Consider the following 17,967-nt stretch of genomic DNA (forward strand, 5'->3'; position numbering starts at 1 on the left):
GAATATAACATAATGCAATTAGATTTTTCCATTAAGCCGACGTGTAATAATTATTTATCAAGGCCAGTTTTTCGGCATTAGTAAACCAAAACCTTTGGCTTTATCTTTATAGATAAAGGTCACGCCCCTACGTTCGAGCGCAGTTTGGATTTTCCGCTGAGTTTCTATTTTTACGCCTGAATTTCTTTCAAAGCTTCCGATAGTCCGCACGCTTACCCCCGCTTCTGCAGCGAGTTCCTCTCGACTTAAGTCAAGCGCGAGCCTTGCGGCGCGCAAAAGTGCAATCGGTATATCCATCCTTTTCTTTTAATTCAGGGAGTATGCAACCGCTACACCCCCTAATTTGCCTTAAATAGGCATTTTTTTGCCTTTTTTAGGAATTTAATTGCCTATTTATGGCAATTATGACATAAGCCAGATTATTGCTCACACAGACACCGAATCAGTGAGTTAAAGATTTGATGATTAGGCGGATTGCCCCTTTTTGTCCGTCGATGACGTCATCGTTTGAAGTGGTTTCACATCGAATTTGGCGCATGTAACCCATGTGCCGGACAGGAGAACTTATGCCTGAAAACTCCCCAATCGGTCATGTTATTCTCATGAAAAATGAAGTTCCACGACGGCATCCAGGACGTGGATTAAATGCGGCCTTGCAGCTAGGCGAAATTCACAATCGCATTAATAAGCAAAAACACGATTTTCAAATTACGGAGCGTGTCGATGAATATTTTCGTTACGCAGTTTGGAGCGAGGGAGAAAAAATCATTGGTTATCTTGAAAGTATAATTTCGGTCGCTGATGAAAGAACTTCAACGACAACGTCAGGAATTCCAATATCAGCGCGTATCGTTGATCAACTGACTGGAGTTCTTTCTCAGGAACCCGACTGCAAAAAATTCCAACGGCCTTCTCTGACGCCGACTTATTTATCAGGCGGCTTTGCATTCGATCTCATCGTTTACGATAAGCAACAAAAATGCTTGCGTTATATTCATATCGCATACGGGATTGGCGCTGAACGAAATGCGCTAATTCAGTACGAAGAAGACAAGGCGAAGCTCGCAGGCTTGTTGCCTCGCTTGGCAGCACAGTACTTTGGCGTTGAGATAGAACGAACAGAGTTCGTCATTATAGATCCGTTACTCAGCGAGACAAAATATCTGGAAGGCGTATGGACGCTTCACGATTTAGACCAGCTAACCGGTAGACCGGGTACCGCACAACACGCGCTCGAAATTCAGAAACAACAGAGAAATATGCTAAGCCTTTGGTTTAGTGCCAATCTTTCCGGCGATGAGATAGAAAAAAATCGACAGATCAATTCGATCTTTCATCGCTTGGCGCACGAAGAACTCAAACGAGCAAAACCTTTGTACTTTGAAACCCTCGTTCCTCGTCGTGCTCAGTAACCGGAGTTCCTGAGCAACTTTCAGATGGTTGAATACTTTACGCTGAACAGTTCAGCGTCTGCTCGCAGCATCAATCAAACACGTTGAACTTCAAGAAACGCCAATCTCGGGTGCGCAGCAACGCGCCCGAATGGCCTCTCATTTCTTCATTCTCCAGGACCTCATTATGGCTGTCATAATCAAAAACGGAAAATACAATCGCGAACAACTGGAAGTCGAAATCGATATGCTGAAGGCCTTGGTCACGGATCTTGAACGCATATTCAACGGTGAACATCCAGATGAGCGCCAACTTTCAAATTCTCCAGCAATAACTAGCTGGAAGCTCAGCGCTCGCCGCGCAACGTGTCTTGAAGGCGTATTGTTCGAGCATCCTAGATTAGGCCAGATCGTGCCCAATGGTATCACTTCAGAACTTTGGCTTCTCGATCTTGACAGAAACTACGCCCGCACATTCAGCCGCTTTTACCGCCTGGGCCAAAAAGACATCGGCAATTGAGAAAAACGCACATGCTGCTGCACGTCATCAACTGAATTCGCAGTTTGAGTTTTTCTGCGGGTCAATCGAGGAACATGAGCGCCTGCCAGAGGAAATCTGGCATGAAAACTGTCGGTAATTGCGGCCAAGGAGAAAACAGAATGAAACTTTGGGTCTGGTCTGACGTGCATCATGAATTGCAGGAAGTCGACTATCCGTCTCGTGAGAACGCGCCACAGTGCGATCTGATAATAATCGCTGGCGACCTCAATGCTGCGCCTGATCTTCATTTAACGTTCCAATTCCTGATCAGACGCTATGAAAAGCCAATTATTTATGTGCCTGGAAATCACGAATTCTACCAGAACAAATGGCTTTTTAATGATCGAGAACGGTCGTTGGAGAGAGACAGGCAAACGATGAAGACAATCGAAGCCCTATCTCTGGAGTGGCCGCAACGGTTTTACTGCCTTGATCAGGACGAGGTGATTATCAACAACATCAGATTCGTTGGTGCTAGCCTATGGGTAGATTTTCAGATGAATCTCTCACTGAAGTCAGATCTAGGGCGGCGAATGCAAGAAGCGCGGGCAATACTGAATGACTTCCGTGCGATCCGTATGAAAAATGGGCAGCTGTTCACGCCGGAGGATATGCTGAACCTGCATCGCGCAGATGCCTCATACATTAGACAAAGGCTAGCAGAACCATTTGATGGCAGCACAGTAGTGTTGACACATCACATGCCGCATTCCGACTGCACACCGCACGTTTATGCCAACTCAATCGGCAACTATTTGTTTGCTTGCGGATCAGAAGCCTTCGGTGACATCTTCCACTCCGAATTAGCGCCTGCTCTATGGATTTGCGGGCACACCCATCAAGCGTTCGACGTGTGCGTCGGCCGAAGTCGCATTATTTGCAATCCTTATGGGTACATGTGGGAACAAGGACTGAATGACTTCAGCTGGAATCTAATTGTTGAGACAAATTAATTACTTCAACGGCGGCACTGAGCCGGAGTTAGCACGATGCTCAATCGCCGTGACCCAACTCATCGATAAAGCCGATAGGAAGACGGCCTGGGAGTTCCTTCAGCGCATGCTCAAGGCCGTGCCCTTCAGGTCCACACCGTCCTCACGGACAACGGAATCCAGTTCGCAGAGCAGCCTCGGAACCGGAACACCATCTACTCCCGCCCGATGCGCTTCGACATGATTTGCGAGGCAAATGGCATCGAACACAGACTGACGAAGCCCAATCATCCATGGACCAGTGGTCAGGTCGAACGGATGAACAGGACGATCAAAGACGCCACCGTCAAACGCTTCCACTACGACAGCCACGACCAATTGCGCACGCATCTTGCGGACTGCATGGCCGCCTACAACTTCGCGCGCAGGCGCAAGACCCTCAGTGGCCTCACCCCATACGAATACATCTGCAAGATTTGGACATTAGAGCCAGACAGATTCATCCTGAACCCGATCCACCAGACGCCGGGACTGAATACCTAGGTCGTTAGCGACCATAGCTTAAGAAGGCGGTCGAATTCGATCCAGAAGCGATAATCTAATCTTTATTGAGCTCGACCGCATCGCTCATTGCCCGTCGTCCCCAAGGTTGTCGGTGCCATTGGTAATTCGAATGTAAGCTTATGTTGCTCCGTCGGCGAGCGAATAGCGGCCGCAAAGTACAGCCATCCTTTGTGCTCCGGCCTTGTACGCGTATAGTTTTATATTCCCCGACAGAATATCAATTGCTCAAAATACCTGTGAACAGCTACAGGTTGTTGTTGCTATGCATGGGTTTGTCATTTCATCCTATGAGTTCATATCTGAAATCAGTAAGGCAAGACTCGCAAATGGCTGAGACTGTCAATATCGCGCAAATGGCTGAGAAGCTGGCGGATAAAATCTTCAACGAATTTTTCTGGGATAGAATTGGGCCGACCAATATAAACTGGAAATGTGAGAGCCCCGATGTCCATAAGGTGGCAACACATCCAACTGATATAGTTTTTTTTTACGATGAGCCCTATTCCAAAGTCAGGCGGTATATTCAATGCGATCTTAAAAGCTACTCGAAATCCAGTTTTTCTAAAGGAAAAATCTCAGATGCCCTTGTAAGCTTGGCAAAGCAAGTCGCATGCGCAGAAATCAGTTCAGAGTGGCAGGGTAAGTACCTCGTCAAAGGTACGACATCGGAGATTTCTGGGTTGCTATTTGTATATAATCACGATCAGGAATATCACAAAGAATTCGGTTCGTTAATTGGTGATTTGGATGTTACAGAGCTTAATCTACCGCCGAAATCTCGATTATTCCTACTTGGACCCGATGATATAAATTGGCTTGATCGTGTGGTTCACGACATCAAACTCATGAGAGGCGATGAGGACGACGAGAGAAGAATACCGTCCCGTGACTGTTGCGCATATTATTATCCTGACCTTAGTCGAAAAACGAATGTCCAAGCTGATCGGGCCAGAGCGGCTACACTTGAAATGCTTTCTTCACCTTGGATTGTTATGCAGTATTTTGTAGAGGATAGCGACGTCAGGAAAGGGGTTGTTGTATTCTACCGACGGGTGCCGACGGTTGACGGCTTTAAATATCTAATTGATTACCTTCGTCATTTCCAAATGTTTGAAGTTAAAAGTTTTAACATAGACATCCGCGTTAATTTTGACCTTGGTGACGCGAAAATAGTTTTCGAAAAAGCAATCATTGAGTACCTTGATGAGATTGCTGGTAAGAATTCTGATACTGATTTCGCTAAGCGATTGAGAAAGATACGCATTTCAGCTGTTCCTCAGCTGACGACTTCGTTTTCTCAAGAACAGATTGGAATGGATTATGGCCGTTAGTTCCTTAAAGCTGTTTGCTACAGATAAAGAGCTTTACGATCTTTTGGCGTCATCTAGGCAGCGGATGACAGAACGAGCCCTTCTGAACCTCGCCAGGGACCGCAGAATCTTTATCTCCCACAAAGCTGAGCGAGAGGCCATTGTTGATTACCTTTCTTGCTTGCCGCATGATTTGCAAGATGTTGAAGGCCTTATAGATGAAGCTGAGGTGGGCAGAAGAGGGGAGAAGACGACATTTGTAGAGGTTGCAGGAGATGTTTCGACGGAAGATATCAAGGCTGCCATCGATCAGTACGTAGATGAAGTTGGTGCCAGTGAAGAAATCACAGTGCCGCCATTTAATATGAAAAGCTTGGGGGCGACCATCGAGTATAACGAGTTTGATTATTCTCGTACCAGGTTGCTGCAAAGAATTGAGCGGAAAGCAGCGTTAGACTTCCGTATTGAAGATGGCAAGGTGACGGTGCGGCTTCCAGCGACCGAGAAAGGTCAAAGCATAGTCAACAATCTTATTGATAAATTGGAGAAGAACAAAAAGACTTCCTTATCTCAGAACCGTATCGCAATCTCAGGTTTCCCGGCGGAATTCAGAACGAAGTTTTTTCTCGATCTTTTATCGGGCATAGAGGGTTATAAAACGGAGACAGTTACTAGCATAAAAGTTTCTTCTCCCGATATTGCTCAAGAAGAAATAGATGATATCGGCGAAGAAAATGAAGCACAGGATGATCTGGAGAATGAATTACTCGGCATAGTAAGGAGCGTTGCACTCAGCGGAGAGAACTTGGTGTCATCGGAGCAGTATAGGCAGCTTCGCGAAAAAAACTTTTACATCACCGCAATTACTTGGCGATCAGTACAGCAAGTCCCCCCTCATGACCTAGTGCAATTCGAGGCTGCTTTTGAGCAGCAGGAACAGGGTACTGGATTCAAGTATATTGTGAGGTACGCTCGACTCAATACGCTCGGACGTTATCCCAAGACCTTCAAGGTCGTTCCCGACACCCGTCGCCACGAGCTTTTCAGGCTAATCGAGCATTCGGCACGAGTGTCGCAGCAAAAACAGGAAGAGGAGATATCGGCAAGGAGAGAACATCGTGACGCGTCGTCGTTGGTATGATGTGGAGTGGTCGATTTCTGCTTCATCTCTGGCCCAAAAACTAATGGCTCATTCATTCCGCGCTGGCAGTGATGATGGGTTTGTGCTTGATCAACTCCGAGACGACTTCATAAGCGGAAGTTACTTTGAACGAATCCAGCAAGTGGAAAAGGTCACGGATCCTTTTGGCCAAGAATATTCGTATGCCCGAACAGAGTTTCGGAGATCGGCATTTCGAATAAGTGAGGGAGCCTCGGGGTTGGAGCTGATCGACCCTAACAGAAGCGCCCAACGTCTGATTAGTCGCCTGCTTGAAGCGTCCAACTTTGATTTGACGTTAAAGAATATCGATGTTGACCCGTACAAATGGGGCAGAGCATTTCAAACTCGGTCGCCAGAAGCGAGCCGCTTAGAATTTATGCAGATTGGCGGGATTGGGCTACCCAACGGCTCAGAAGCAACGGTCATTGTTAAAGGATCAAAAGATGTTGCACTGGCAGCGTTTGGTCTAATAGGCGACGTAAAATCATTTTCCGTTGAAAAGGTGCGTTTGCGGTATGACAGGTCGCCGGGGATCATTGCGTTGTCAAACAAAGCAGGAGTTCATTTAAACGTCCCGTCCGAGAAGGAGGTACTTCCTGATCTTCGACGCTCGTTATTGGACGTGCGCTGATCGATGCAAATCAAATCATGGTTTCGCAAAACGCATCTTTTGCAGCATCTGCGAAACCATGTGAAGCTTTGAGCCGCGCTTTAGCTATTCCATTCCCAATGCAGCCATGTAGGTCTGGAGGATGGTTTCCTCTTCAAGACGTTCATTCGCATCCTTCTTCCGAAGCCGAATAATAGTCTTAATCGCTTTTGTGTCGTAACCGCGTCCCTTTGCCTCTCCTAGGACATCTTTAACGTCATTTGCGATTGCGGCTTTTTCCTCCTCTAAGCGTTCAACTCTTTCGATAATTGAACGAAGTTCACTTGCGGCTGCGTTTACGGCTGATGATTCGATTTCGTCCATTGAGCTTCACTCCAAAAGATCTGATTGTTATTACCGGTAAGAATGACACGGTCGATTGTGTCGTTAAATGTATGTTTTTTGGGGAAACTTCTAAGTCAGTAAGCAGTTGAATGTTTGAAAATCGTCGCCGATGGTCTTTTTTTCTTCTTCCAGGCGCTCGATGCGCTCGATGAAAGCACGCAACTGGCCGACAGCAATGGTTTGGGCTTCGCTGGTAATGTCGTCGCTCACGAGGAGTTCTCCAATTCAAAATCTGTGATGATGCGGACACGCATTGCGTGAAAACCGCTTATCGAAAGTCTGGACCGTTTTTCCCGCGAGTCGCAGGCAAAATTAAGAGCCTTTTTCGATGCACGACCCGATTTGGCGGGTCAAGCCCTGTGGATAGCGGGTAAAGCCTCTCCTGACAGGCCTGCTACTCACTGCGATCAGCACGTGAGCCGAAATACTGGGCCGCATGAATGCCGGGCAAGGTGTTGATGTGCGCGATCATTGGCGTCAGCCTGTCAGCCCATTCAGCTGCTCCTTTGTCATCGGCAATCAGGTCCTGTCGTAACTCGATCAGGACATGGGCGAAGCCCTTTGCCGTCGCGTGGCGATACATGGCATCGTTCTTGAGGGCACCGTCATAAGGTTCGTTGTCGCCAACCGTCAGATCGACGTTTTCACGCAGCAGCGACAAAAGCGGCTTTACGGCGCGGTCGTCCTTGTCCCAGAGAAGGCCGATCTGCCAGGGGCGGGACTTTTCCTTCCAGCGCGGCGTGAACGAATGGATCGAGACGATGAAAGGCGCTGCCCCGCTTTCAGCCACCACGCGTTCGCTCGCTCGCGCGACCGTGTCGTGATAGGGACGATAGAAGCGTTCAAGCCGTTCCTCGCGTTCACCTGTCGACATTGGGTAATTGCCGGAAATGACCGCCCCATCGGACAATTGCATGATAAGCGTCGGGTCGTCTTCGCCACGATTGGGATCGATCAAAAGGCGTGAAAAGCCGCCAAGGACGGCAGGCGCGTTCAGGCGGGTTGCAAGTTTGCGGGTCAGGTTCTCGACGCCAATGTCATAAGCGATATGCCGGTCGAATTCACTTGTCCGCAAACCAAGCGTGCCATATTCGGCTGGAACATCACGCCGTGCATGATCGGCGGTCAGGAGCAGGCCGAGACTAAAATCGCCGTCGACACTGTATGCCGGTGAGAATGGCGGCGAAGCGGTTGATCCGGATTGAAGCGGCATGGAGCGAAATCCGAGGCTAAATAAGGGGATTATTTCTGTGTTGTGCGGGAAGCTGTTTCAGGTCTGTCATGAGAAAGCCCGGATTGCAACGATCATTCTTTGATGAAGAGTACCTGTTCTCAATGGGATTGCGTTGACATCAAAGGCGAAACTGCCGAAAAGAGAGCGACCCGAGATGGGATTTGCCCGAGATGGGATTTCCCTGTGCAATATAAATTGTTCGATAAAACCGATAGCGGGCTGAAGGGGTTCTGCGTATGCGACTTCCACTATCTCTAGTTTTGTTTGCCGGTGTGCTGATGACTGCGCTGGGCATGACATCCATAGAGGCTCGTGCGGATTTCCGCGTATGCAATGCAACCCAAAACCTGGTTGGTGTGTCCATCGGCTACAGAGCCAAAACCGGCTGGGTGACCGAAGGCTGGTGGCATATCGACGGATCAAGCTGCAAAACCCTCATCGAGGGGCCGCTGACATCGCGCTATTATTACCTCTATGCCGAAGACGCTCAGGGCGGCGGACGCTGGGAGGGCAAGGTCAATATGTGCGTGGCCGAGAAAGAATTCCGTATTACTGGCGTCCAGGATTGCTTCGCGCGCGGTTTCCAGCGCAACGGCTTCCAGGAATACGACACCGGGGAACAATCGAGCTGGATGGTTCAGCTCACCGATGAAACGCCGACAGCAAACCCCACCGTTACAGGAACGAATAGTCAATGAAGCGCAACCGCAAGGTCAAGATTCTCGCCACGCTAGGTCCGGCGTCGGGTGAAGAAGCCGTCATCCGCAAGCTGTTTGAGGCAGGCGCGGATGTGTTCCGCATCAATATGAGTCATGCCGACCATGACCTGATGCGCACCCTCGTCAAGCGCATCCGTAATGTGGAAAAGGAACTGGGCCGTCCTATCGGCATTCTGGCCGACCTTCAGGGCCCGAAGCTGCGCGTTGGCAAGTTCAAGGACGGTAAGGTCGATCTCGTTCCCGGCCAGACCTTCACCCTCGACAACAATGAAGCGCCTGGCGACGAACATCGCGTCTATCTTCCGCATCCGGAAATTCTTGAAGCTGTTGAACCGGGCCATCGCCTGCTGATCGATGACGGCAAGCTGCATCTGGTTGCCGAGGCAAGCGACGGCAAGTCGATCCGCTGCAAGGTGATTTCCGGAACGCGTATTTCGGACCGCAAGGGCGTCAGCTTGCCGGACACGACGCTCGGCGTCGGTGCGCTGACGGAAAAGGACCGTAAGGATCTCGATGCCGTTCTGAAGGAAGAAATTGACTGGGTTGCGCTTTCCTTCATCCAGCGTCCGGAAGATCTGGCCGAGGTACGCAAGGTTTCGCGCGGCAAGGTCGGCCTGATGTCGAAGATCGAAAAGCCGCAAGCCGTGACGCGTCTCGATGAAATCATCGAGCTTTCGGACGCATTGATGGTTGCGCGCGGTGATCTTGGCGTTGAAGTGCCACTTGAAAGCGTTCCAGGCATTCAGAAGCAGATTACCCGCAAGGCGCGCCGCGCGGGCAAGCCGGTTGTTGTCGCGACGCAGATGCTGGAATCCATGATTACAGCTCCGGTTCCGACCCGCGCCGAAGTGTCCGACGTTGCAACCGCTGTGTTTGAAGGCGCCGATGCGATCATGCTTTCGGCAGAATCGGCTTCGGGCCAGTATCCGGTCGAAGCCGTTGCCACCATGAACCGCATTGCCGAACAGGTTGAAAAGGAACCGACCTATTCGACCATCATCGATGCGCAGCGTGCTGCGCCAGAACCAACGGGTGCCGACGCGATTTCGCTTGCTGCACGCCAGATCGCAGAGACGTTGAAGCTTTCGGCCATCGTCACCTACACCGCTTCCGGCACGACCGGTCTGCGCGCCGCTCGCGAGCGTCCGCGCACGCCGATCATCGCCCTGTCGCCGGTCGTCGATACTGCGCGTAAGCTGTCGCTCGTCTGGGGCCTGCATTGCGTGGTGACCGCCGATGCGCATGATTTGGAAGATATGGTCAACCATGCCTGCGAAATTGTCTTCCATGAAGAATTTGGCAAAGCTGGCGACCGCGTCATCATTACCGCAGGTGTCCCATTCGGCACGCCGGGCGCGACCAACATGCTGCGCATCGCCTATATTGGACCAGACGGAAAGTCAGGCATTTAAACTGAAAATATGCCAGCCGTGACGGCCGGCAAATGGCGTTGTTTTGCGCTTCCGGTGTTCATGTACCCAACAGTACATTCCGCTCCGGTTCTCAAACTCCACCAGTTTGGTCGCTAAAGCGCCCATCTTCGATTCCGGCTCGCCACAGCCGAAATCTCATCCAGTTATGGCGGACGGCATCTAAAGAAACGCGCTCCTTTGGAGCGCGTTTTTTGTTTTGGTCTTGCCGAATTTTGAGAATGTTTTGTGGGGAGGCAGGAGCCGTTCTAAGAGCCAGAATCAAAAAGCGATACAGGCGACTTCTGGAACAGGCTCTAAGTCCGCGTATCCGTCAGTTCGTCGGCCAAATCGTTGAAGTTCTTCTGTGCGTCGCGCATCATCGGATAGACGATGAGAGCCTGCTCATAGGCTTTTAGCGCCTGTTCCTTGAGGCCGCGCAGGCGCAAGATGGCCGCCATGCCGGTCAGGGCGCCATAATGGCGCGGTTCCAGCTCCAGGGTACGATTGATATCGTACATGGCGTGGGCGTAGTCTTTTTGCAGAAAATAGACCGTAGCGCGGCGGTTCCAGGCCTCCGCATATTCCGGGTCGAGCGCGATCGCTTCATTCAGGAAGTCGATTGCCGAGGGATAACGCCGCTCGAGCATCGCCGCATTGGCCCATTGCATCAGAAGATCGACTGTTGCGCTGCCTGACTGCGACCACAGCGTATTGATCTGTGAAGCAATGCGCCGCGCCTTGGCTTCGTCCGTCGTGCGGCGAAGATCGGCAAAGAGCTTGTCGAGACGCTCTTCAGGCGTCTGGGTTGCCGCTGGTGCGGGCTTTTCGGGGGCAGGTTTCTGTTCGCTGTCGGGACCGGTTTGAACGGGTGTCAGAGGTGCGGTGAGCGGTATTTTGCCGGGTGCCACTTCGGCATAAGCCAAAGGCATCGTCGTACCAAGCGACGCGAGTACAGAAAAAGAAACCAGACATGCAAAAACGTTCCGCATGCGCATAGATTTTACCATGCGCAGCGAAACGTCAAATGCAAAATCAGAAATAAGATTAGCCCTGACGAGCCTTGTAGCGCGGGGCGGTCTTATTGATGATGTAAACGCGGCCCTTGCGGCGGACCAGCTGGCAGTCACGATGACGGCCCTTGAGCGCTTTAAGCGAGTTCTTGATCTTCATGTCAATCACCGGTCTTGTTGGCCCGTTGACGTGCAGATGCCGCGGGGCTTCATAAAAACAGGCGCTCGAGGCGCCAATTGATTACAGGCACTGTTAGATGCCCGAAGGGTTGGCCGAAATACACAAGGTTTCAGGCAAATGTCAACTCCTGAGCCGCAGATTCAGGGCACTGGAGCTGAAATTCTTGGCAGGTGGCAAAGATTCATCGGGAATCGACGGGATTCCCGATGAACATTATTTCCCGCGGGGGTGAATGCGCGTCACATGGCCCATTTTGCGGCCCGGACGTGCTTCCTTTTTACCGTAAAGATGCAGCACGGCATCCTTTTCAGAGAGAATCGCTGGCACCTTCTCGACATCGTCGCCGATCAGGTTTTCCATCACGCAATCCGAATGCCGGTCGGTGTTACCCAAAGGCAGACCGGCGATGGCACGGATATGCTGTTCGAATTGCGAAATGGCGCAGGCCGCTTCCGTCCAGTGGCCCGAATTATGGACACGCGGGGCGAATTCGTTTGCCAGTAGCGTGCCATCCTTCAGGACGAAGAACTCAAGTCCGAGCACGCCAACATAATCAAGCGCGTTCAGAAGCTTTGCAGCGGCCTTGCGAGCCGCTTCGGCCGTGTTTTCGGAAACGGCAGCCGGTACGGTCGAAGTCGCAAGGATGCCGTCCTTGTGAACGTTTTCGGCAATATCGAAGATTGCGACATTGCCGGAGCGGTCACGTGCTGCGATCACCGAAACTTCGCGCTCGAAATCGACGAAGCCTTCGAGGATGGCCGGGGCACGATTGATCGCGAGAATCGCCTTGTGAGCTTCGGACTCGTCGAGTGATGTCAGGCGGACCTGTCCCTTGCCGTCATAACCAAGACGCCGCGTCTTCAGGATGCCGCGCTCGCCAAGTGCGCCCAGAGCTGCAATCAGGGTTTCTTCATCGTCCACAAGACGCCAGGGTGCCGTCTCGATGTCGCTGGAGTTGAGGAACTGCTTTTCTGTAAAGCGATCCTGCGAGACTTCAAGCGCTGCCGGGGGAGGAAAGACCAGAGCGGTTTCGGCCAGCCTGTCGGCAGCGCTGACCGGCACGTTCTCGAACTCGTAGGTAATGACGTTGGACGCTGCTGCAAGTTCTGCAAGCGCTTTCGGATCGTCATAGGCGGCAATGATCTGGCGATTGGCAACCTGTGCTGCCGGGCAATCGGCCTGTGGCTCCAGGATTACCGTTTCAAAACCGAGATGTGCTGCGGCCATGGCAAGCATTCTGCCGAGCTGACCGCCGCCGATGATGCCGATGGTTGCACCGGGCCTGAGTACAGAATTGAGTGCGGAGTTGTTCATATCAGGCCTCGTTTGAAGGGCGCTCAGCCACGCTTTCCGTTTGCGCAGTGCGCCATTCATCGAGGCGGGCTGCAAGCGCCTCATCGTAAAGCGCCAGAACGGCGGCGGCGAGAAGGGCGGCGTTGACCGCACCGGCGCGACCGATGGCGAGCGTGCCGACGGGAATGCCAGCTGGCATCTGCACGATGGAGAGGAGCGAATCCTGACCCGAAAGCGCCTTGGACTGGACCGGAACGCCGAAGACAGGCAGCGGTGTCATGGCTGCAGCCATGCCGGGCAGGTGAGCCGCGCCGCCCGCGCCTGCGATAACGACCTTGAACCCTTCCGCCTTGGCACCTTTGGCAAAGGCAACGAGCCGGTCAGGCGTGCGATGCGCGGAAACGATCCGGGCATCGAAGGAAATGCCGAGTGCTTCCAGTGTGTCCGCTGCATGGCGCATGGTTTCCCAGTCGGACTGGCTTCCCATGATGATGGCGACATCGGCAGTAACGCTCATTGATCTTCCTGCTCCGCTTCTTTCGTGCATGTTTCGGGTGATATTAAAATGATAAAGCCGGGCGAACCCCGGCTCTATCATCGATCATTATGGACATTCAGGCGATGATGTCGGGGATCACCCGATCTTCCATCTCCTGCAGCTTGTCCTTGATTGCGAGTTTTTTCTTCTTCATGCGCTGGACGCGCAATTGGTCGCAGCCAACCGCTATCATGGCGTTTATGGCAGCATCGAAATCCGCGTGTTCCTGTTTCAGTCGTGCGACGGCCAATCTGATTTCGGCCTGTTCCTGATCGGACATGCGGTGCCCCGTTCTGTTGAATAGTTTTACGGGCCGCGCCAAACCATAAAAGGTGCGGCGTCAGCCCGTTTCCGGCGAAGCCCTTATCACATTTTTCGCGTCAGGAAAATGCTACCACGACAAAATCGACTTTGCACCAAACTCATGCCAAACTGTCATGGTTCTGTCATGGACGGCGGCTGTCGAAGGCGACAAGCAATACCGCATCCAAGGCAGCCGGGACTGCGTGTTTGGCCCGGAATACAGGAGGTTTGCCGGGCGTTCATGCAGGTTGAATGACGGGATAGCGGGTAAACGGACAAACGAGGTCTGCGCTGTTCCGTAAATAAGGGAAATCAACCAAAGGAGATCTGATGATGGCTATCGAGTCCCATCTTGCCACGCTCGAAAAAAAGCACGGCGCTCTGGAGCAGGAAATTTCCGAAGCCATAGCGTCACCGGCAATGGACGACCTGCACGTTGCATCTCTCAAGCGCAAGAAGCTTATGCTCAAGGACCAGATCGAAAAACTGAGATCCCAGGTAACACGTCACTAACAGGGAAGCCGCGCTTAGATCGCGGTTTGATAAGGCGTCTCAAGCCATCGACATTGGAGACCGAACGGCTCTGACGAGCTGGTATTTCTTTGTCGTGAATGCAGTTTGCATTCCCAAGCGAAGATGCCAAAATTCAGTATTGGCGGCTGTGACACAGCCGCCGAACATATTGATTCAACTATTTAACCGGCTCTATTTATCGACGGTCATTTTCAGCGCCCGTCACCCTTCCGTCTCAGCTCTTGGATCGAGGTTCAGCGCTTCCGGTGTTGCCCCACGTTCGGAAGGCATGCTCTTGAACTGGTCTTTCTCTTCTTTCGGGACGGATGCACGCTTGCGTGAACGGAACAACGCATAGCCGGTGATGGAAATATGCGCGAGCATGGTGATGGCGAAGAGGCCGGACGGCCAGAAAATATCCATGGCCGCTGCTGCCAGCAGTGGCCCGAGCATCGTGCCGAAGCCGTAAAGCAGCAGAAGCCCGCTCGATACTTTCACAAAGCTTTCCGATGTCGCATGATCGTTGGCGTGGGCGACGGCAACGGGATAGAGTGCATAGGCAAGTGCGCCATAGCATCCGGTCATCGTAATGATGACCGGGCCGCTGGATGGAGCGACGAGGAAGGCTATGAGGCCAACCAGTGCCGCCAGCGCCGCAACGCTTGCCAGAACGAAACGCCGGTCGACCAGATCGGAAATGCGTCCGATCGGAATCTGCATCAAGGCACCAGCTGCAATGGTGACACTGACCATCAAGGCGATTTCGGTGGTCGAAATGCCGGACTTCGCACCGAAGACAGCTCCGAGCGTACCCCAGGCGCCATTGGCGATGCCGATCAGGATGCAACCTACGAAAGCTGCAGGTGAGTTATTGTAGAGCGCCTTGAGATCAAGCTGCACTTCCGTCAGTGGCTTGGGGCTGACGGCTGTGGAGATCGCGGTCGGGATGAGAGCCAGGCAGAAGAATATGCCGCTTATCATGAACAGATGATCGGAGCGTACGTCGCCTGCCGCTACCAACATCTGGCCGGACATGGTGGCTCCGTAGTTGACCATCATATACATGCCGAAAATCTTGCCGCGCGATTCGTTGGTCGCACGCTCATTCAACCAGCTTTCAATGACCATGAAGGCGCCAGCCATCGAAAAGCCGGTGAAGGCGCGCAGGATCACCCAAATCGTGGCATCTACGAAGATGCCGGAAAGCAGAGCGATAACCGCAGCCGATGCGGCAAAGCAACCGAATGCCCGCACATGACCGACACGGCGCACAAGGCGCGGTGCAAACAGACAGCCGGCAACGAAGCCGCCTGCCCAGGTCGTGCCGAGCATGCCGAGCGATGCCACTGAGAAACCTTCCACACCGCCGCGCAGCGGCAATAGAAGACCGTGAAGTCCCGAAGCTATGAGAAGGAAGGCTGTTCCGCAGAGAAGGGCCAGAACCTGAATGTAAATGCGCAAAACTCTATTCCCGAAGTCTGAAGCCGAACTGTCAGTGCTGAGGCTGATGAGCGATCGCTGCGATCAATGATTGTTGTTCCTAAAGCGCGTCGCTCGGAAATGGTTCCGGTTGCTTTGCTCCGGTATCCATTTCCGTTGACGACCCCATTCCTATCGAAACAATGCTTCTGCCGCAGCGCGGCTATCGTCCTTCTTGAGGCGTTCTGTCTTCAATCGCTCTATTTCGGATTGCAGCAGGGCTATGCGCTGGTCAATCTCGATGACCGAAAGCAGCGATAGCTCCTCTTCGCTTAGCACCACGCTGTTGCGGGGCTTTACCACATCCTCATCGAAACCGCTCATAGCCGTCCTCCGTGGTCAATGATGGCTCAGAAAAGATTTAACACCTTGAATCGTCGCATATATATTTGAGAAAATCGATGACGATTTCCCTAACGTGACGTCTTGCGTCCGCCGTGCGGCATTTCTGCGACGATGCTTAGGGCCAGAAATCTGAATGGAGTTTTGAATATGATGGCCGACTTGCCTTCCCAGATGACTGCTATCGAAATCTCCGAACCGGGCGGAGCCCATATGCTTCGACCTGTTCAGCGCTCGGTGCCTGAACCCAAGGAAGGTGAAATTCTGGTGCGGGTACGCGCCGCCGGGGTTAACCGACCGGACGTCCTGCAGCGACAGGGGCAATATGCGCCGCCACCCGGCGCATCGGATATTCCGGGACTGGAGATTGCCGGTGACATTGTTGCCATGGGCAGCGGCGTTAAGCGGTTCAAGACCGGCGATCAGGTGGTCGCACTGCTGGCGGGCGGCGGCTACGCTGAATATGCCGTCGCGCATGAAACCAACGCACTGCCCTTGCCTGCCGGCTATGGCTACATCGAAGCGGCAGCGATCCCTGAAACTTTCTTCACCGTCTGGCACAATGTGTTCGAGCGCGGCGGGCTGAGGAAGGGCGAGGTTTTTCTGGTTCACGGCGGCTCGTCCGGTATCGGCACGACGGCTATCCAGCTTGCAAAGGCATTTGGTGCGACCGTCATTGCAACGGCGGGCTCGAAAGAAAAATGCGAAGCGTGCCTGAAACTCGGAGCAGATCGCGCCGTCAATTACGGGCAAGAGGATTTTGTCGAGGTCGTAAAGGAAATGACCAGGGGCAAAGGCGCCAATGTGATTCTCGATATGGTCGGCGGCGATTATGTTGACCGCAATTACAAGGCTGCAGCCGAGGATGGCCGCATCGTGCAGATTGCTTTTCTCAACGGTGCGAAAGCCACGGCCAATTTCGCAATATTGATGAGCAAGCGTCTGACCCATACCGGCTCCACGCTGCGTCCGCGACCAGTTGACTTCAAGGCTGGCATTGCGCGGGAACTGGAGACAAAAGTCTGGCCGCTTCTGGCGCGACGACGCGTCGCGCCGGTGATGGACATGATCTTTTCGCTGAAAGATGCCTGGCGCGCGCATGAGCGGATGGAGGAGGGAAGGCATATTGGCAAGATTGTGCTCGATATCGCTTAAGCTTCAGAGCCATTCTTGCTCTGGCGATAAAAAAACGATATATAGGCCGTGATTTCCCGGAAATTGTGGTTTTGCCCACGTCCCGCGCCACCGGAGCGGACGAACAGAAGGATTATATCTAATGGCCACCCAGCTTCTTATGCCGAAGGCAACGGCCGTTTGGCTTGTCGATAATACGGCTCTGTCTTTTGACCAGATTGCCGCTTTCTGCAAGCTGCACCCGCTGGAAGTGAAGGCTATTGCCGACGGTGAAGCCTCTCAGGGCATCAAGGGTCTGGACCCGGTCATCACGGGTCAGATTTCGCGTGAAGAGATCGCGAAGGGCGAAAAAGACCCATACTATCGCCTGAAGCTTTCTGAACCGAAGGTTCGCGTTCCGGAAGCCAAGCGCAAGGGCCCGCGTTACACGCCGCTTTCCAAGCGTCAGGATCGTCCGAATGCGATTCTCTGGCTGGTTCGCAATCACCCTGAGCTGAAAGATGCGCAGATTTCCCGCCTGATTGGTACGACCAAGTCGACCATCGAACAGATTCGCAATCGTTCGCACTGGAACTCGGCAAATCTGACGGCGATGGACCCGGTTACGCTTGGCCTCTGCTCGCAGATCGATCTCGACATCGAAGTCGAACGCGCCTCGCGCAACCGTCCGGCGACACCGGAATCGGATAGCACCTTGCTGCCAGCTTCTGCGACCGAGAATTTCGATTATCGTGACGAGCAGCCTGCAGAAGAAGAGCTCGATGCGGACAAGGTTTTCGCCAAGCTCTCTTCGCTCAAGAGCTCGACCCCGGATGAAGACGAAGAAGAATAGTCGGGACGGGAAACCGTTTTACCGAGATGCAAAAAGCCCGGCTTCATAGCCGGGCTTTTTTGTTGAACCAAGCTGCTTTCTCA

At 52.6% G+C, this 17,967-nt stretch carries 21 protein-coding genes and 2 pseudogenes; 12 read left to right on the forward strand and 11 right to left on the reverse strand.

Annotated elements, in window-relative coordinates; genetic code table 11:
- Window positions 1–57: 57 nt before the first annotated feature.
- Window positions 58–297 carry a helix-turn-helix domain-containing protein gene (locus OANT_RS05955; RefSeq protein ID WP_040129088.1) on the reverse strand — a complete coding sequence of 80 codons (240 nt, stop codon included), beginning with the start codon at window positions 295–297 and terminating at the stop codon, window positions 58–60.
- Between the two features lie 269 nt (window positions 298–566).
- Between OANT_RS05955 and OANT_RS05960 the strand changes: the two genes are divergently transcribed.
- The 7 genes and pseudogenes from OANT_RS05960 (at window position 567) to OANT_RS05995 (ending at window position 6,531) form a co-directional block, all read left to right on the forward strand.
- On the forward strand, window positions 567–1,412 hold the full coding sequence (locus tag OANT_RS05960) for a hypothetical protein (RefSeq protein ID WP_040129089.1): 846 nt from the start codon (window positions 567–569) through the stop codon (window positions 1,410–1,412).
- A 166-nt stretch (window positions 1,413–1,578) separates the two neighbouring features.
- Window positions 1,579–1,911, forward strand: a complete 333-nt coding sequence (locus tag OANT_RS25410) for a hypothetical protein (protein ID WP_235823015.1) — start codon at window positions 1,579–1,581, stop codon at window positions 1,909–1,911.
- A gap of 101 nt (window positions 1,912–2,012) precedes the next feature.
- Window positions 2,013–2,885 (forward strand): metallophosphoesterase, encoded by an 873-nt coding sequence (locus OANT_RS05975; RefSeq protein WP_235823014.1) that lies wholly within the window; start codon window positions 2,013–2,015, stop codon window positions 2,883–2,885.
- A 46-nt stretch (window positions 2,886–2,931) separates the two neighbouring features.
- Window positions 2,932–3,407, forward strand: a pseudogene (locus OANT_RS25415) (integrase core domain-containing protein); the annotation flags it as partial.
- A gap of 347 nt (window positions 3,408–3,754) precedes the next feature.
- Window positions 3,755–4,759 (forward strand): PD-(D/E)XK nuclease domain-containing protein, encoded by a 1,005-nt coding sequence (locus tag OANT_RS05985; protein ID WP_040129093.1) that lies wholly within the window; start codon window positions 3,755–3,757, stop codon window positions 4,757–4,759.
- Window positions 4,749–5,879, forward strand: a complete 1,131-nt coding sequence (locus tag OANT_RS05990; protein WP_012091300.1) for a hypothetical protein — start codon at window positions 4,749–4,751, stop codon at window positions 5,877–5,879. The genes OANT_RS05985 and OANT_RS05990 overlap by 11 nt, the downstream gene beginning before the upstream one ends.
- Window positions 5,857–6,531 carry a hypothetical protein gene (locus OANT_RS05995; RefSeq protein ID WP_012091301.1) on the forward strand — a complete coding sequence of 225 codons (675 nt, stop codon included), beginning with the start codon at window positions 5,857–5,859 and terminating at the stop codon, window positions 6,529–6,531. Before OANT_RS05990 ends, OANT_RS05995 begins: the two co-directional genes overlap by 23 nt.
- Window positions 6,532–6,615: 84 nt before the next feature.
- Here the strand turns inward: OANT_RS05995 and OANT_RS06000 are convergent, their stop codons facing one another.
- The 3 genes and pseudogenes from OANT_RS06000 to OANT_RS06005 all read right to left on the reverse strand — a co-directional run bounded on the left by OANT_RS06000 (window position 6,616) and on the right by OANT_RS06005 (window position 8,107).
- Window positions 6,616–6,873 (reverse strand): DUF2312 domain-containing protein, encoded by a 258-nt coding sequence (locus tag OANT_RS06000; protein ID WP_012091302.1) that lies wholly within the window; start codon window positions 6,871–6,873, stop codon window positions 6,616–6,618.
- Window positions 6,874–6,987: 114 nt separating this feature from the next.
- Window positions 6,988–7,104: pseudogene (locus OANT_RS25420) on the reverse strand (GapR family DNA-binding domain-containing protein); the annotation flags it as partial.
- A gap of 184 nt (window positions 7,105–7,288) precedes the next feature.
- On the reverse strand, window positions 7,289–8,107 hold the full coding sequence (locus OANT_RS06005) for an N-formylglutamate amidohydrolase (RefSeq protein ID WP_012091304.1): 819 nt from the start codon (window positions 8,105–8,107) through the stop codon (window positions 7,289–7,291).
- A gap of 257 nt (window positions 8,108–8,364) precedes the next feature.
- On the opposite strand from OANT_RS06005, the gene OANT_RS06010 reads away from it, so the two are divergent.
- The gene (locus OANT_RS06010; RefSeq protein ID WP_010661425.1) at window positions 8,365–8,826 is read left to right on the forward strand and encodes a DUF1036 domain-containing protein; all 462 of its coding nucleotides are present in this window, start codon (window positions 8,365–8,367) and stop codon (window positions 8,824–8,826) included.
- Window positions 8,823–10,259, forward strand: a complete 1,437-nt coding sequence (pyk, locus tag OANT_RS06015) for a pyruvate kinase (protein ID WP_012091305.1) — start codon at window positions 8,823–8,825, stop codon at window positions 10,257–10,259. Before OANT_RS06010 ends, pyk begins: the two co-directional genes overlap by 4 nt.
- 314 nt (window positions 10,260–10,573) lie before the next feature.
- Here pyk and OANT_RS06020 read toward each other — a convergent pair whose 3' ends face one another.
- From OANT_RS06020 to OANT_RS06040, 5 genes are all read right to left on the reverse strand, one after another.
- Complete coding sequence (locus OANT_RS06020; protein WP_012091306.1) at window positions 10,574–11,266, reverse strand: tetratricopeptide repeat protein; 693 nt, start codon at window positions 11,264–11,266, stop codon at window positions 10,574–10,576.
- Between the two features lie 37 nt (window positions 11,267–11,303).
- Complete coding sequence (ykgO, locus tag OANT_RS06025) at window positions 11,304–11,429, reverse strand: type B 50S ribosomal protein L36 (RefSeq protein WP_010661422.1); 126 nt, start codon at window positions 11,427–11,429, stop codon at window positions 11,304–11,306.
- Window positions 11,430–11,663: 234 nt separating this feature from the next.
- A complete protein-coding gene (locus OANT_RS06030) occupies window positions 11,664–12,764 on the reverse strand; it encodes a 5-(carboxyamino)imidazole ribonucleotide synthase (protein WP_012091307.1) in 1,101 nt (366 codons plus the stop codon).
- Between the two features lies 1 nt (window position 12,765).
- A complete protein-coding gene (purE, locus tag OANT_RS06035; protein ID WP_010661420.1) occupies window positions 12,766–13,260 on the reverse strand; it encodes a 5-(carboxyamino)imidazole ribonucleotide mutase in 495 nt (164 codons plus the stop codon).
- Between the two features lie 97 nt (window positions 13,261–13,357).
- Window positions 13,358–13,561: a YdcH family protein gene (locus OANT_RS06040; protein ID WP_006471281.1), complete on the reverse strand. Its 204-nt coding sequence runs from the start codon at window positions 13,559–13,561 to the stop codon at window positions 13,358–13,360.
- Window positions 13,562–13,914: 353 nt separating this feature from the next.
- Between OANT_RS06040 and OANT_RS06045 the strand changes: the two genes are divergently transcribed.
- Window positions 13,915–14,097, forward strand: a complete 183-nt coding sequence (locus OANT_RS06045) for a YdcH family protein (protein ID WP_012091308.1) — start codon at window positions 13,915–13,917, stop codon at window positions 14,095–14,097.
- Between the two features lie 222 nt (window positions 14,098–14,319).
- On the opposite strand, the gene OANT_RS06050 is transcribed toward OANT_RS06045, so the two are convergent.
- Both OANT_RS06050 and OANT_RS06055 read right to left on the reverse strand, forming a co-directional pair.
- Window positions 14,320–15,558 carry an MFS transporter gene (locus OANT_RS06050; protein ID WP_012091309.1) on the reverse strand — a complete coding sequence of 413 codons (1,239 nt, stop codon included), beginning with the start codon at window positions 15,556–15,558 and terminating at the stop codon, window positions 14,320–14,322.
- Window positions 15,559–15,708: 150 nt separating this feature from the next.
- Window positions 15,709–15,900 carry a DUF1192 family protein gene (locus tag OANT_RS06055; RefSeq protein WP_012091310.1) on the reverse strand — a complete coding sequence of 64 codons (192 nt, stop codon included), beginning with the start codon at window positions 15,898–15,900 and terminating at the stop codon, window positions 15,709–15,711.
- A 168-nt stretch (window positions 15,901–16,068) separates the two neighbouring features.
- On the opposite strand from OANT_RS06055, the gene OANT_RS06060 reads away from it, so the two are divergent.
- Window positions 16,069–17,073, forward strand: coding sequence for an NAD(P)H-quinone oxidoreductase (locus OANT_RS06060; RefSeq protein ID WP_012091311.1), 1,005 nt, complete (start codon window positions 16,069–16,071; stop codon window positions 17,071–17,073).
- 121 nt (window positions 17,074–17,194) lie between these two features.
- Window positions 17,195–17,884, forward strand: a complete 690-nt coding sequence (locus OANT_RS06065) for a DUF1013 domain-containing protein (protein WP_012091312.1) — start codon at window positions 17,195–17,197, stop codon at window positions 17,882–17,884.
- The last annotated feature ends 83 nt before the right edge of the window (window positions 17,885–17,967 follow it).

This window comes from Brucella anthropi ATCC 49188 (assembly GCF_000017405.1).
In the GTDB taxonomy this organism is placed as follows: domain Bacteria; phylum Pseudomonadota; class Alphaproteobacteria; order Rhizobiales; family Rhizobiaceae; genus Brucella; species Brucella anthropi.